The 14,623-nt window shown below is 72.7% G+C and carries 9 protein-coding genes; 5 read left to right on the top strand and 4 right to left on the bottom strand.

Annotated features, from left to right (window positions below; translation table 11 throughout):
- Positions 1-97 precede the first annotated feature (97 nt).
- Positions 98-835, bottom strand: coding sequence for a GntR family transcriptional regulator (locus ACZ7L7_RS00655; RefSeq protein WP_285513060.1), 738 nt, complete (start codon positions 833-835; stop codon positions 98-100).
- Between the two features lie 129 nt (positions 836-964).
- Between ACZ7L7_RS00655 and ACZ7L7_RS00650 the strand changes: the two genes are divergently transcribed.
- Positions 965-1,987 (top strand): Gfo/Idh/MocA family oxidoreductase, encoded by a 1,023-nt coding sequence (locus tag ACZ7L7_RS00650; protein WP_285512929.1) that lies wholly within the window; start codon positions 965-967, stop codon positions 1,985-1,987.
- Positions 1,988-2,055: 68 nt separating this feature from the next.
- Here ACZ7L7_RS00650 and ACZ7L7_RS00645 read toward each other — a convergent pair whose 3' ends face one another.
- The 3 genes from ACZ7L7_RS00645 to ACZ7L7_RS00635 form a co-directional block, all read right to left on the bottom strand.
- Positions 2,056-3,234, bottom strand: coding sequence for a cytochrome P450 family protein (locus tag ACZ7L7_RS00645; RefSeq protein ID WP_285512930.1), 1,179 nt, complete (start codon positions 3,232-3,234; stop codon positions 2,056-2,058).
- Between the two features lie 424 nt (positions 3,235-3,658).
- The gene (locus tag ACZ7L7_RS00640) at positions 3,659-4,339 is read right to left on the bottom strand and encodes a response regulator transcription factor (RefSeq protein ID WP_453603535.1); all 681 of its coding nucleotides are present in this window, start codon (positions 4,337-4,339) and stop codon (positions 3,659-3,661) included.
- Positions 4,340-4,501: 162 nt separating this feature from the next.
- Positions 4,502-5,749, bottom strand: a complete 1,248-nt coding sequence (locus tag ACZ7L7_RS00635) for a sensor histidine kinase (protein WP_453603537.1) — start codon at positions 5,747-5,749, stop codon at positions 4,502-4,504.
- Between the two features lie 177 nt (positions 5,750-5,926).
- Between ACZ7L7_RS00635 and ACZ7L7_RS00630 the strand changes: the two genes are divergently transcribed.
- From ACZ7L7_RS00630 to ACZ7L7_RS00615, 4 genes are all read left to right on the top strand, one after another.
- The gene (locus tag ACZ7L7_RS00630; protein WP_285512933.1) at positions 5,927-6,130 is read left to right on the top strand and encodes a hypothetical protein; all 204 of its coding nucleotides are present in this window, start codon (positions 5,927-5,929) and stop codon (positions 6,128-6,130) included.
- 266 nt (positions 6,131-6,396) lie between these two features.
- The gene (locus ACZ7L7_RS00625) at positions 6,397-8,808 is read left to right on the top strand and encodes a VWA domain-containing protein (RefSeq protein WP_471430226.1); all 2,412 of its coding nucleotides are present in this window, start codon (positions 6,397-6,399) and stop codon (positions 8,806-8,808) included.
- 81 nt (positions 8,809-8,889) lie between these two features.
- A complete protein-coding gene (locus tag ACZ7L7_RS00620) occupies positions 8,890-12,087 on the top strand; it encodes a tubulin-like doman-containing protein (RefSeq protein ID WP_285512934.1) in 3,198 nt (1,065 codons plus the stop codon).
- A 2-nt stretch (positions 12,088-12,089) separates the two neighbouring features.
- The gene (locus ACZ7L7_RS00615) at positions 12,090-14,579 is read left to right on the top strand and encodes a hypothetical protein (RefSeq protein ID WP_285512935.1); all 2,490 of its coding nucleotides are present in this window, start codon (positions 12,090-12,092) and stop codon (positions 14,577-14,579) included.
- Positions 14,580-14,623: the final 44 nt, after the last annotated feature.

The following is a 14,623-nucleotide window of genomic DNA, read 5'->3' as shown; positions in this document are numbered from 1 at the left end:
TATCGAACACAGGGATCACGCGCCTCGCGGCCGGGGAGCACCGACGGGTCGCATTGTTCGGACATTACGACTTGTCCGGACTTTGTCGGGGGGTCGGCTACGGCCGTACGAGGAGCTGGAACTCGAAGGAGTAGCGGCTCGGCCGGTAGATGTGGTCGCCGTACTCGACGGCGCGGCCGGTGTCGTCGAAGGTGGTGCGCTGCATGGTGAGCAGCGGGGCGCCCTCGGGCTCGGTCAGCCGCTCGGCCTCGGCGGCGGTGGCGGCACGGGCGCCGATGGACTGGCGGGCGCTGTGCAGGGTGATCCCGGCGGCGCGCATCAGCCGGTACAGGCCGGTGGCCTCCAGCTGGGCGGTGTCCAGGTCCAGGAGCCCGCCGGGCAGGTGGTTGGTCAGGTACGCCATCGGCTCGCCGTGGGCCAGGCGCAGCCGCTCCACCCGGTGCACCTCGCTGCCCTCGGGGACGCCGAGCGCGGCGGCGAGCTCGGCGGAGGCCTGGACGACGGTGTTGACCAGCACCTTCGTGGCCGGGCGCTGACCGGCCGCCTCCAGGTCGTCGTAGAGGCTGCTGAGCTCAAGGGGGCGCTTGACCTGGCTGTGCACCACCTGGGTACCGACGCCGCGGCGGCGCACCAGCAGGCCCTTGTCGACCAGGGACTGGATGGCCTGGCGGACGGTGGGGCGCGACAGACCGAGCCGCGCGGCGAGCTCGATCTCATTGCCCAGCAGGCTGCCGGGTGTGAGGGCGCCGTGCTCGATCGCGGCCTCCAGCTGCTGGGACAGCTGGAAGTACAACGGCACCGGGCTGCTCCGGTCCACGGTCAGGTCGAGCGACACGGTCGGGTCCACTTCTGGTTTCGCCACGGGGCGAGCGTAGCTCCGTGGCCGGTTGACGGGAAGTTGTGTAGTTCGATTGTCCGGACATACGCATTGACAGGGTGGCGGATGCGACCGCACCTTTTTCCCATGCGCATCGGAGTCATCGGTACGGGCAGGATCGGCACCATTCACGCGAACACCCTGAGCCGTCATCGTGAGGTCGGTTCGCTGATCCTCACGGACACGGACCCCGGGCGGGCCGCGGAACTCGCCCTGCGTCTCGGCGAGACGGCGGCACCGGGGGTGGACGAGATCTTCAAATGGGGCGTGGACGCCGTGGTGATCACCACCAACACCGCGGCGCACGCCGAGCTGATCGGGCGGGCGGCACGCTCGGGGCTTCCGGTCTTCTGCGAGAAGCCCATCGCGCTGGACCTGCCGGGCACACTGCACGCGATCGGCGAGGTGGAGACCGCGGGAACGGTCCTCCAGATGGGCTTCCAGCGCCGCTTCGACACGGGCTATGTCGGGGCGCGGGAGGCTGTGCGCGCGGGGCGCCTGGGGCGGCTGCACACCGTGCGGGCGCTCACCAGCGACCAGGCGCCGCCGCCCGCGGAGTACCTGCCGGTGTCCGGTGGGCTGTACCGGGACACGCTGATCCACGACTTCGACGCCGTGCGCTGGGTGACCGGGCACGAGGTGGTCGAGGTCTACGCGGCCGGGTCCGACGCGGGCGGCGCGATGTTCCGTGCCGCGGGCGACGTGGACACGGCGGCGGTGGTCCTCACCCTCGACGACGGCACCCTCGCCACGGCGACCGCGACCCGGCTGAACGGCGCCGGCTACGACGTCCGCATGGAGCTCGCCGGGGAGCGGGACACGGTCGTCGTCGGCCTCGACGACCGCACCCCGATCGCCTCCACCGAACCGACCGGTCCGCCGGCCGCCGACAAGCCCTGGCCGGGCTTCCTGGAACGCTTCGGCCCCGCCTACGAGGCCGAACTCGCGGCCTTCGTCGAGGTCATCCACGGCGAGCGCGCCAACCCCTGCGACGGCCGTGAGGCCCTCCAGGCCCTGCGTATCGCCGAGGCCTGCGAACGGTCGCGGGCCGAGCACAGACCGGTGCGGCTGGCGGAGATCGCCGGGGGCCGGGAGGCCGTAGGAGTCTGAATCGGGACGCAGCCATGGCGCCGGGTGTCGCACGGACACCCGGCGTTGTGCTGTCACCGGGCCGCGCCCTACCAGCGCACCGGCAGGCTCCGCATGCCCCGCATCAGCATGCCCGGCAGCCAGGGGCCGGGCGGGCCGTCGAGGGTCAGGCCGGGGGCGCGCTCCAGGAGGGTCCGTATCGCCGTACGGGCCTCCAGGCGGGCCAGAGGGGCGCCCAGGCAGTAGTGGATGCCGTGGCCGAAGGCGACGTGGCCGCGGGTGTCGCGGTGGATGTCGAAGCGGTCGGGGTCGGCGCAGTGCTCGGCGTCGCGGTTCGCCGCGGTCAGGCAGACCATGACCGCGTCGCCCTGCGCGATCGCGGCCCCGCCGATCTCCAGGGGCTCGGCGGCGAACCGGAACGTGGCGTTGTGCACCGGGCCCTCGTAGCGCAGCATCTCCTCCACCGCGCCGTCGATCAGGCTCATGTCGGCCCGCAGGGCGGCGAGTTGCTCGGGATGGGTGAGCAACGCGTGCACACCGCTGGTGATGAGGTTGACCGTGGTCTCGTGGCCCGCGATGAGCAGGATGAAGGCCATGCCGCGCAGTTCGTCCGGGGAGAGCCGGTCGCCGTCCTCCGCGGTGGTCCGGATCAGCTCGCTGAGCAGGTCGCCGGTCGGCCCCGCGGCCCGCTTGTCCTCGATCAGCTCGGTGAAGTAACCGGCCAGGCCCACGAAGGCGTCGTACTCACTGCCCGAACTGCTCGGCGCGACCGCCTCGGTGGACATCTTGCGGAACTCGGCGCGGTCCAGCTCCGGCACACCGAGCAGTTCGCAGATGACGGTCAGCGGCAGCGGGTGCGCGAAGGACTCCACGAGCTCCGCGCGGTCGTACGGCAGCATCGCGTCGAGGAGGTCGTCGGTGATGCGCTGCACGCGCGGGCGCAGTTCCTCCACGCGGCGCGCGGTGAACGCGCGGGAGATCAGCCCGCGCAGCCGGGTGTGCTGCGGCGGGTCGCTGACCAGCAGGTTCTTCCCGATCATCTCCTCGTCGAGGGAGGAAAGCCCGATCTTGGAGGCGTCCTTGGCGAGCCGATTGTCGGCCAGCGCCGCGCGGGCCTCCCGGTACCCGACGACCAGCCAGGTCTCCGACTCCCATCCCGGCGGCCGGACCCAGTGGACGGGCCCCTTGGCCCGCAGCCGCTCGTACACCGGATGCGGATCGCTGTGGAAGTCCTCCCCGAACTCCCCCAGATCGACGACTTCCCGCATGCCCCGCTCCCCCTGACACCTCTCTCCGACACCCGGACAACGCACGGGCACCGCCGGGAGTGCCCGTCGTTCGGATCGTCCCGGCGTCGCGGGCCCCGGCACGCGCTCGGCGTTGTCGTCGGTTGCCATTTCCCCCACACCCGGCTCGCTCGCGCGGGAGGACCCCGCGCCCTCCGCAACCTCGTCTACCGAGGACAGCCCCGGCTCGCTCGCGCGGGAGGGACCCCCATCGCGTTGGCGCCCTCCTCCACCCTGAAGCTGCACACTTCCCCCGCCCCGCTCGGGTCTGTAGAGGGGCGCCGTCAGTCCCAGCCGGGCTGCTCCAATCGCAGCGCCCTCGGTCTGTCGCCACTTCCCGCCTGCCGCGCGATGCCCGGCACTCGGCCCGCGCTCCGGGCGGACGACGGGATTTCGACGACAGACCCTAGTTCCCGTCCGCTCCCGGTTCTTCCAGTAGCCCGGCGTCATGGGCCAGAAGGGCGATCTGCACTCGGTTGTTGAGGTCGAGCTTGGTCAGGATGCGGGAGACATGGGTCTTCACCGTCGCGACGCTCATGTACAGCTCGCTCGCGATCTCCGCGTTGGACAGCCCCCGCCCCACCGCCACGGCGACCTCGCGCTCACGGTCGTTCAGCGCGGCCGCACGCTCACGCGCGCGTGCCCGGCGTGTGTCGGCCGCGCCGCCCGCCGCGTGCTCCATCAACTGCCGGGTCACGGTGGGCGACAGCACGGGATCGCCCGCCGCCACCCGCCGTACCGCCGCCACGATCTCGGCGGGCGGGGTGTCCTTCAGCACGAACCCCGCGGCGCCCGCGCGCAGGGCGCGCAGCACCTGCTCGTCGGCGTGGAAGGTGGTCAGCACGACCACCTGCGGGGCGTCCGGCCGTCCGCGCAGCCGCTCGGTGGCGGTGAGTCCGTCCACCGAGGGCATGCGGATGTCCATCAGCACGACGTCGGGCCGGAAGCGCTCGACGAGTTCCTCCACCTCGGCGCCGTCCGTGGCCTCCCCGACGATCTCGATGTCGTCCGCGCCGCCCATCATCAGGGACAGACCGGCCCGGACCAGCGGGTCGTCGTCGACGAGGAGAAGTCTGATCGCAGTCATGGGCCTCACGTAATCACGGTTGACGGAGCGTCAGGCGCGCAGGGCGGCACCGTAGCGGGTACGCAGCCGGTGCGACTCCCCGCGGATGCCGGGGCGAATGGAACGATCAAAGGTCTTCCATTCGTCCGGGCAAGTCAACCGCGTTCCCGCCGGGCGCAGTTGTCACCCCCAGGGCAGCCATGCCCGTACCTCGAATCCGCCGTCCGGTGTCGGGCCGTGCTCCAGGCGGCCACCGGTCAGGGTCGCGCGCTCGGTGAGTCCGATCAGGCCCTGGCCCGAGCCGGGAACGGGGGCCGCGTCGTGCTCCGGCGCCGGGTTGCGGACGCGGATGTGCAGGCCGTCGCCCGGGGCGCCGGTGACCGTGACGGTGACCTCGGCGCCGGGGGCGTGCTTGCGCGCGTTGGTCAGGCCCTCCTGGGCGATGCGGTAGGCGGTGCGGCCTACGGAGGCCGGGACGGCGGCGGGGTCGGTGACGCGGTTGGCGAGGGTGACCTTCATCCCGGCCTCCCGGGACTCGGCGACCAGGGACTCCAGCCCGCCCAGGGTGGGCTGGGGCCGGCTGGTGTCGTCCCGCTCCCCCGCGCGCAGCACGCCGATGATCTCCCGCAGGTCCTGGAGGGCCTCGTGGGCGCTTTCCCGGATCACACCGGCGGCCCGGGCGATCTCCTCCCGGGGCGCGTCCGGCCGGAACTCCAGTGCGCCCGCGTGCACACTGAGCAGGGTCAGCCGATGGGCGAGGACGTCGTGCATCTCCCGCGCGATGGCCTCGCGGGCCAGCCGCTGCGCCTGCTCGGCACGCAACTGGGCCTCGGTCTCGGCGCGCCGCGCCCGGTCACGCAGGCTGAGCATCAGCTGCCGCTTGGACCGGACGAACATGCCCCAGCCGACGACGGCGGCGTTCAGCATCGCGGCGAGGAGGACGATCCACGGGTAGGGCACATCGGGGTCGGGGCGCAGCCAGTAGAAGACCGCGCTCATGGCCAGCGCTGCGCCGCTCACCCAGGCCACGTACCGGAAGGGCCGGTGCACGGCGAGGGTGAAGATCGCGACCAGGGCGGCGCCGCTCGCGGTGACGGACACGAAGTTGACCGGGACCATCGCCACGGCGAACCCCAGCGGCCAGCGCCGCCGCAGCCAGACCGCCGCACAGGCGAGCGCGCCGAGGAGCTGGTCGACGACGGCCAGGGGGTCGGGAATGTTCTCCCGGTCGATCGTGTCGGCGGACACCAGGCCGATGAAGACGGCCACCAGGAAGCAGCTGAAGTCGACGACCCAGTCCCGCGCGGTACGCCGGTGCCGCCGCCCCGGGCGTCCCCCGTCGGGGTCGAGCTCCTTGACCACGGCCGAGGGCAGCAGCCAGCGCTGCGCCGGGAAGGGCTGCGGTTCGGGGCTCGGGGTTTCACCACTCACGATCGACAAATCTACGCAGCCCGGCGCCGCGGCACCGCACTCGCGAGGTCATCGTCGACCAAAGTCGCGGCATCGCATACTTTCGGCGCGACGGGCGGCCGGAGCGTGGACTTCCGTCGGCGGGCGCTCGCCCCGCGGCCGATGTGCGGGCCCGGGTCGCGGCGCGAGGCTCGTGCCATGAAGCCGCTACTGGAGTTCCTCGGTGTCGTCGCCCTGTTGCAGGGCCTGGCGGGTCTGCTGCACTCGTTCGTCGACTGGAAGGTGGGCCTGGTGCACAGGCTCGACTTCCTGGACGGCTACGAGGTGTACGCGAGCGTCACCCTGCTCGTCCTGGCCGGCGCCCTGTTCGCGGCGGCCGAGAGCCGGAGGCGGGGCACCTGAGCCCGCCGCCCGGCCTGACCGGACAGAGCAAGCACCCCCCATTCGAAAACTGGAACGAATGAACTAATTCCATCGAACAAACACGGAAACCGGGATTCCGAATAACGGCCCAGTGCGGACGAATATTCGAACGCCGGGCTAATCCCCACCCCATTTCCCCGCGATCAACAGTCACACTCTTCGAATTGGGTCAAACCCTTACCGCCCGTCATCGCCCGGTGCTACAACTACTGCACGGTCTCGCGGGTTGTCAGGGGGGTGGGCCGATGATGACGGGCGCCTCCTGCCCTTCGTCGACACGGCAGAACAGAACGCCGCGAGACTCAATACGCCGCACCGTATTTCGACCGGACGACCCGCGGGGCGCGGCGAGATGGATATGCGCCCTCCTACTCGCGCTGCTGCCCCTGAATTTTCCCCCGCCTGCCCACGCCGACGGAGATCAGCGGGCCCTGAGCCCGGAACCGGTTGATTTCGTTGTGCTGGTGGACGAGTCCGGGAGCCTGTCCAAGGCCGATGTCGCAGCGGAGCGCGCGGCCGCCGCGGTGCTCGCGCTCGGAGAGGTGTCCGAGAAATCCCGCGTGGCCGTGGTCGGCTTCGGCAGCGCGACCGGATCGGGCCCGGGACCCGTCGAGACCGTGTGCCCGCCCACCCGCGCGGACGCGGCCGGCCGGGAGCGGCTGAGCTCCTGCGTGACCCGGCTGCACCGGCGCACCGACGCCGAGGGCAACGGCACCGACTTCCCGGCGGCCCTGACACAGGCACTGTCCCTGCTCTCCGACAGCGACGAGGGCACCCCCAAGATCGTCTTCCTGCTGACCGACGGACGGCTCGACGTCCATGACAGCCCCGCGTACGGCGACGATCCCGCCTCGCGCAACGCCAACGCCGAGAAGGCGCTCGCGAAGAAGGTCGCGCAGGCACGGGCGGAGAAGGTGCAGATCTGGCCCCTCGGCTTCGGCTCGTCCATCGACCGGAAGCAGCTCGACGAGCTGGCGGAGGGCGGCTACCAGAGCCGTTGCGCCGATCTGCCCTCCGCCCGCCCCGCCGCGCGGGTCACCAAGGGCTCCGACGACGTGGCCGAGGTCCTGCTCACCGCCTTCGCGGGCGCGCGCTGCGCGCGCACGACCTCCGGTGACGCGGAGTCCGTGGAGTCGAGCGCCGACCTGGAGGTGACGATCCCGCCCGTGGCGACGGACGGGACCATCGATGTGATCAAGGAGAACGCGGACGACGTCACGGTGACGTACTACGACCCGCGCGGACACAAGGTGCCACTGAACGGCAGGGCCGACGGTTCGGAGTTCGAACTGGTCGGCCAATCCGGCCCCGTGGAGGCCCTGCGCATCCGCAACCCCTACCCCGGCACCTGGCGGGTCCATGTCGAAGTGCTCGACGGGGCACCGGCGCAGCGGATCACCGCCACCGCGATCTGGCAGGGCGTCCTGCGCTCCTACATCGTGGTCGACCCACCCTCCCCGAGAGCCGGGCAGCAGGTCACCGCCCATGTCACCCTGCAGACCCGGCAGGGCGTCGTACTCACCGAGCCCGCCCAGCTCGCCGGGATCAAGGTGTCGGTGAAGCTGACGGGCGACGGCTTCCCGGCCCGTACCGTGCGCCTCGCCGACGACGGCGAGGGAACCGATCCACGGGCCCACGACGGGGAGTTCTCCGCCCGCGTCACCGTACCGCGCACCGCCGACGGCGCCCTGTCCTTCACCGGTCTGATGGTCGGCGAGGGCATCGCGGGCGACGAGAGCCCGCTGCCCACGGCGGTGGCCGCCGCAGAGCCGCTGCTGAGCGGCGCCCTCGTGCTGGAGGACCACGAGGTCCACCCCGGTGACACCGCGCGCGGCAGCATCGAACTGCGCAACGACGACGACACCGCGCACCGGTTGAGCCTGGCACTGCTCGGCGGCTCGAAGGGCAACGCGCCCGCCGTGAGCCCGGGGAAGATCACCGTGGCCGCCGGGAAGACCGTGCGTGTGCCGCTGAGCCTCGACTTCGCACCGGACACGGCGCACGGCGCGGTGCCCGGCAGGCTGACGTTGCGGGACGAGACCTCCGGCCAGGTCGTCGCGACCACCTTCGTCAGGGTCAGGGTCGTGCCGGTGCCCGGCTTCCTCGACCGGTACGACAAGCACGTGGGCGCCGGGGCCGCGCTGGTGCTGGCGCTGGCGGTGCTGCTGGGACTGCGCTGGCAGGACCGCCGACGGGTCCGCGACACCTCCGACATCCAACTGATCCTCTACCGCGGCGACATGGAGCTCAGCCGCCTGCGGGCACCCGCCAACGCCGGTGCCGAGTTCGGCTTCTCCCTCCGAGCCGCCGCCGGTGGCAGCCAGCGGCTCCTGCTGGACGACTCGCCGGGCCGGCACCGGGTGCGCCGGACCACCGACGGCGGCCTCAGCGTCCGGCTGCCGGGCGGCAAGCGGATCGTGGTCCCCCGCAGCCAGCGCTCCGCCCTCTCCGACAGCCTGTCCCTGGGGTTCGCCGACCACCGCCCCACGACCCGCTCGACGCGCCTGGCCGGTACCCGCCGAGGGGTGCGCGGCGGGGAGCGGGCCGCGCCGAAGGAGCAGTCGGGGGCGCGGAACCGGCAGGGCCGCGGCCGGGGCGGATCCGCTGCCCAGAACGCCACCATGACCGCACGGCGGCCCTATGACGACGACTTCTGACGCGGGCGTCGTCCGCGGACCCGGCGGACCGACCGCCGGTGAGCCGCGCGCGTACACCATGTCCCCACGAGGTGAATCCCTGTGAAGATCTATCAGCCGATGCTCTTCGTCGGCCTCGGGGGCACGGGGTGCCTCATCGGCGCGGAACTGGAGAACAGACTGCGCGAGGCGCTGTGCGGTCCCGACGGCACCAGCCTGTTCCCCGTGCTCCGTGGCCGCCAGCTGCTGCCCTACCAACTGCCGGACTGTGTGCAGTTCGTGTACGCCGACCTCAACGAGGCCGAACTCAACCGGCTGCCGCACATGCGCGCCGAAGGCCCGCTGAAGGCCGCGTACAGCCGGACCTCGCACGCCACGTTCGGGCTGCTGCCCCGGTTCGACTCCTATCCGGAGGTGTCCCGCAGCCTGCGGACCAACCTGCCCGGACCGCTGTGCTCCTGGCTGCCGCCCCGCTCCGGCGAACCACGCATCGCCCCGCTCATCCGGGGCGCCGGTCAGTTGCCCACGGTCGGCCGGGCGGCCCTGTTCGAGACCTTCCGCAGTGGCCTCGGCCCGGCCATGGCGCCGCTGCGCGAGGCGATCTCGATGATCAGCAAGTCGGGCGGTGACCTGACCTCGCTGGGCGGCACGCTGGCCGACAGCTGCGACGTGTTCGTGGCCTTCTCGGTGGCCGGCGGCACCGGTTCGGGCATCTTCTACGACTACCTCCACCTGATCGGACAGGCCTTCGAAGAGGCTCATTACCGGGTGAAGATCTATCCGCTGGTGCTGATGCCGTCCGCGTTCGACGACGGCCGCGGCGGCGGCCGGGCCGCACGGCTCAACGCCGGCCGGGCGCTGGTGGACCTGTTCCGACTGGTCGACGACCAGAACGCGCCCGACGCCGAGGACGACCTGGACGACGTGGGCACCCAGGGCCAGCTGAGGCTGGAGTACCCGGGCGGGCTGGCGGTACGGCTGCGCCCCTCGACGGCGCAGACCGCGTTCCTGTTCAGCCGCACCTCCGGCATCGAGCGCGAGGACCTGCACCGCAGTGTGGTCTCGCTGGTGATGTCGCTGCTCGGCACCGAACTCGGCGACGACGACGGCCGCACCCACGACAGCGACCACCTCTACCAGTCCTTCGCGGACTCCTTCATCAACACCAACGTCGAGCGGGCGGCCGTGGCGCCGACCGGCATCGGGCACCGGGGGGTGTCGACCAGCCTGGTCGCCTCCATGACCGTGCCGGTCGACGAGCTGGCGGAACTGCTCGCCTCGCGCCTCCAGGCCACCGCGCTGCGCCAGCAGGACGCGGCGCCGCGCCCCCCGGACGGCTCCGGACGGGAACTCGTCCGTGAGTTCTTCACCGCCTCGAACATCGACCCGCTGTGGAGCCGGACCAGCCTGCCCATCAACGAGCCCCGTCCGGTGACCGGAGCCCGTGCCATCCTCGACGCGCTCGCCACCCGGCAAACCGCCATGGAGGACGCGCTCGGCGACCTGGACCGGCAACTGCGCCAGCGCGTGGCCGAGCTGGCGGCCGGCTTCGACCCGGTGCGCGGAGTACGGCAGTTGCTGGGCCGGTGCGACGTCACCGAACTGCACCGGGTGGTACTCGGGGATCCCGGTGCCAAGGACCGGCTGGACCGGGTCGGGTTCGCCGGTCTGCTGGAGAACCGGCGCCGGGAGCCCGAGCGCCCGCCCGGACTGACCACCGGTCCCCCGCAGCCCCGCGGCATCCGGGACCGCATGGGCGGACTGGTCAAGGCCAAGTGGACGGACCCCGAGGTCACGGCCGTGCTCCAGGAGCAGGACACGTGGTACCAGTGGGAGTCCCGGCGCACCTGGCACCGCCACTGGGCCGACCACGCGCCGCGCTGGGACCGCACACTGGCGGGAGTCAAGTCCGAGCTCAACGCGCTGCTCGCCGCCTTCCGCGAGCAGGCGGACGAGGAGCACGCCTCCTTCAGCCAGCGCACCCGGCACCTGTACCGGCCCCGCACGGGTGTGTCGTACCTGCTACCCGCACAGGCGGATCTGACCTCGTTCTACGAGGCGGTCGTACGCCGCCTGCTGCTGGCCGAGGGGCTGCGCGAGTCCGACGACGAACGGGCCCTGCTGGGCCGCCTGGTGAGCTCCGAGCAGTGGCGGGCCGCGTTCGGTGAGGCCCGCTCCGACCCGCGCCGCGCGGTCCATGTCATCAAGGACCAGCTCCAGCACCGGATCAAGCGACTGTTCGTGGAGCCCGGCGACCGGGAGGAGCGCCCGCTGCTGCCGCGCCTGGGCACCCTGCTGTCCGAGGCGGCCACGGGCGGGGGCGGACAGGTCGGCGACGACGCGCTCGAACAGTGCCGGCACAAGCTGGCCTCCTTGCTGCCGGTCGGCTTCTCGCCGGAGGGCAGCGGCCGGCTGAAGGTGCTCATCGTGTACCCGGCGACCTCCTCCGACTCGACCGTACGCAGGTTCCTGGAGCGCGAGATGCGGCTGCCGCGCGACAGCGAACGCGAGATCGAGTTCCGGCCGGTGTCCACGGAGTCCATCACCGTGGTGCTCTTCCGCAGCTCCATGAGCCTCACCGAAGTGCCCGAGGTGCGCGAGACCCTCACCCTGTGGGCGGAGGCGCTCGCCGCCGAGCAGCCGGGCGACCACCTGAGATGGCGCCAACGGCTGGGCTACGGCTACGACTTCCTGATGGGCACGGCCGCGGACCGGCGCCACATCCTGCACCGGCTGCTGTGCGCCATGTGGAACAACCAGGTCCAGGTCTTCGGTGACATCACCAGCCCGCGCCAGATCCGCATCGGGCTGCAGGACCGGGAATCCGCCGCGATGGTCTGCCCGCTCGACGCCCCCGGCGGCGGCCTGTCCAGCTGGGGCAACCTGCTGCGCGCGTACGAGGCCTGGACGCTCGCCGAGGACAGCGGCGGCATCCGCAACGCCTTCTGCGAACAGCTGATGACCACCACCCCCTTGGGCCTTGAGGTGTCGCCGATCCCCCCGCACGGCCTGTTCCACACGCTGGTCCACGAGGTGGCGCCGCAGCAGAGCAGGCTGATGGAGGTGCTGGCCAGGCAGGAGGACGGACAGCGGCCGGCCGGGTTCGCCGACCTGGCCGCCTTCTGGAAGGAGATCCTGCCCGGCGCCCTCGACCTGCCCTTCCCCCGGGCGCACCGGATGTCCGGCTGGACCCTGCGCAAACTCCACCAGTCCTTCCAGCCCGCGTCGGGCCCCTACCAGCCCCCGGTGCACGACCGGCGCTTCGGCGCCGACCTGACCAAGGACCCGCGGGGAGAGTGACCATGACCGGCTCCACCGACGACCGGCTCGTCGTCTGTATCGACCTGCGCCACGAGCTGACGGAGGTGATGGACCCGCGGGCCCTGGAAGAACGCTTCCGCGACGCGATGCGCGACGCGCACGTACGCTCCGCGGACGTCTCGCGCGTCCTCGTCATCGACACGGTCGCCGCGCTGCCCGTACACCACGCCGCCTACGAACGGCTGTGCTCCAACCCCCTGGTGGGAAACCTGCTGTGCCTGGCGGTGGGAGAGCTGCCGGGGCCGGACGAGCGGGTGCTGAGCCTGCCCGCGCAGTTGCGGCCCCCGGTCGCGGCCACGCTGTGGATCGGCGACGTACGGGGCATCGGCTGGCGCCCGGGCCAGGCGGGCTCGCTGGCGCTGACCGACACGGACCTCGCCGCGGACGACATCGTCGGGCTGGAACCCCTCATCGATCTGCTGCGCGTGGCCGAGGTGTTCGACGAGGCGATGGACGCGCTGAGCGACCTGCCGGGCGCCGTCGCCAGCCCCGCCCTGCGGCTGCTCGTGCACGAGGTGCCCGAACAGGACCTGATGCGCGTCCAGTTGCTGGCCCTGGACGCCTGTGTCTCGCCACCGGACGAACTGCGCTCCGGGCCCGCTCCCGGCGGAGCCCTGGACGTGCTCACCGGCGATGTCCAGCCCGAGGACCTGTCGGTGGAGGAGTGCCTGCCGGAGGGCAGTGTGCTGCGGCAGGCCCACTGGCGCACCGCCGAATGCCTCGGCCGGCTGAACGACCGGCTGGACGTGCTGGCGGGCTGGCGCGGGCTGCTGGGGCCGGGCGACCCGGCGGACGACGTGGCGCAGTCGGCGCGGGAGGCCGGGTACGCCCTGGCCGACTACCGGGACGCCATCGAGCAGACCTTCGCATGGGCCGACGGGCGGGCGGGGCTCGACGCGGACGGCCGTGACCATCTCGCGCAGATGGGCGTCCAGCTCCCGCTGGTGCCCGGCACCCGCCCCGAGGAGGTCGGCGAGGAACTGCGCGGCCAGGTGGTGCAGCGGCTGCGCAGACGCCGCCCGCTGCCCGAGATCGTCTCCTGGCTGCGGGACTTCGCCGGGCGTGCGGTGCCCACCGGGAGCGCGGCCCAGCTGGACCGGCTGCACCGGATCTGCCCCGACGACCTGCTCGACACGCTGAGCGATCCGCCGCCACCGGTGATCGGCACCGATCCGGTGCCGCCGGCCCTGTGGGCGGCCGCGGCCGCACTGCTGGCGGGGCTGAGCCCCCTGGGAGTGTGGGGTGTCCTCGTCGTCCTGGTGCTGGTCGGGCTCGGTGCGGTCCGCACCGCAGGTTCGCCCCGCCGGGTTCCCCCGGCCACCGCCGCCGCGCTGGCCGTCGCCTGGCTGGTGGGCGGCGCGGCGGGGGTGGGTCTGCGCACGCTCGGGCCACCGGTGTGGACCGGCGCGCCGCTGCTCGTACTGGCCCTGCTGGCGACGGCCCTGTCGGCGCGTTCGCTGTGGGTCGCGGCCGTACGCCAGTGGCGGTCCGACGCCTGCCTGGCGGAGGCCGCCGAGGCCGTGGAGCGGCTCGGTGACGTCCTCGACCAGGGCGTCCTGCAGCACTGGCTGCTGGCGGACGCCCGGGCCGGGGCGTCCGACCAGGCCAAGGCGCTGGCCCATCTGGTGCAGTCGGTCTGCGACACCCTGGCGGAGTTCGCCGAGCAGCTCGGCCGGAGAGCCCGCCCGGCCTGGGACTCCGCCCAGCGCGGCAGCGGCCGTACCGGTCCCTCCGGCGGGCGCGGCGGCAGTACGTTCGCCGTGGAGTACGTCGGCCAGGCCGGGGAGGCGCTGCGGACGACCCTCGCCGGGGACGTCACCGATCTGGTGGCCGAGGTGCTCGCCCCGTACTGGGAGGTCGTGCTGCGCGACCCGTCCAGCGCCGCGGCGCTGCCCGTGGTCTCCCGCACCGACGAGCTGATGCACGAGTACCAGCAGCAGCTGGCGCGGATGGGCACGACCCCTCCGCCCCCGTTCGCGTCGGCGTCGGCCGGCCGCCCCGATCCGGCCACCCTCGTCGGGGTGGACCTGCGCCGGATCGTCGACGTCCTGCTGCCCGACAGCCGCAATGAGGCGCTGCAGTTGTGCTCCCCGGACCAGCTGCGCATGCTCGACCGCGCGCCGGGCGCCGCGCGCAGCTTCGGCTTCGTACCGCAGGCCATGCAGGGGGCCTTCTGGAAGGCCGTGGTGAGTTCCTCGGGCGCGGACAAGGGCGCCGGCGGCCGGGGCGACGGCGGCTCCGAGGCCCCGCGGGGCGCCCGCTGGGCCGCGCAGGGCGGCTCTGCGGCCGAGGCGGGGATGCCGGAGATCGTCTGGACCGCCTCCGGCCGGTTCGCCGGACTCCTGCGGCTGGTGCCCCTGTCGACGGGAGCGGTACGGCCCGTGTGGCCGGCCCCGGACGCGGACGGTGCCCCCGCCGGGGACCCCTCGTCCTTCCCGTCGGCCTCGCACGCGTCGGGCGAGACAGGGTGACGGGGAAGGACGCGCACGATTGGTACGCAAGGAAGCCCGGATGG

This window comes from Streptomyces sp. NPDC110618 (assembly GCF_055657065.1).
The sequence above is the reverse complement of the archived record's forward strand: the minus strand, read 5'-3'. Positions and strand labels throughout refer to the sequence as shown.

What these genes read in the sequence shown, in the direction of transcription:
- ACZ7L7_RS00645 (WP_285512930.1), bottom strand. Translation starts at nt 3,234, where the DNA reads ATGCGGGAAGTCGTCGATCTGGGGGAGTTCGGGGAGGACTTCCACAGC.
- ACZ7L7_RS00615 (WP_285512935.1), top strand. Translation starts at nt 12,090, where the DNA reads ATGACCGGCTCCACCGACGACCGGCTCGTCGTCTGTATCGACCTGCGC.
- ACZ7L7_RS00650 (WP_285512929.1), top strand. Translation starts at nt 965, where the DNA reads ATGCGCATCGGAGTCATCGGTACGGGCAGGATCGGCACCATTCACGCG.
- ACZ7L7_RS00640 (WP_453603535.1), bottom strand. Translation starts at nt 4,339, where the DNA reads ATGACTGCGATCAGACTTCTCCTCGTCGACGACGACCCGCTGGTCCGG.
- ACZ7L7_RS00625 (WP_471430226.1), top strand. Translation starts at nt 6,397, where the DNA reads ATGATGACGGGCGCCTCCTGCCCTTCGTCGACACGGCAGAACAGAACG.
- ACZ7L7_RS00630 (WP_285512933.1), top strand. Translation starts at nt 5,927, where the DNA reads ATGAAGCCGCTACTGGAGTTCCTCGGTGTCGTCGCCCTGTTGCAGGGC.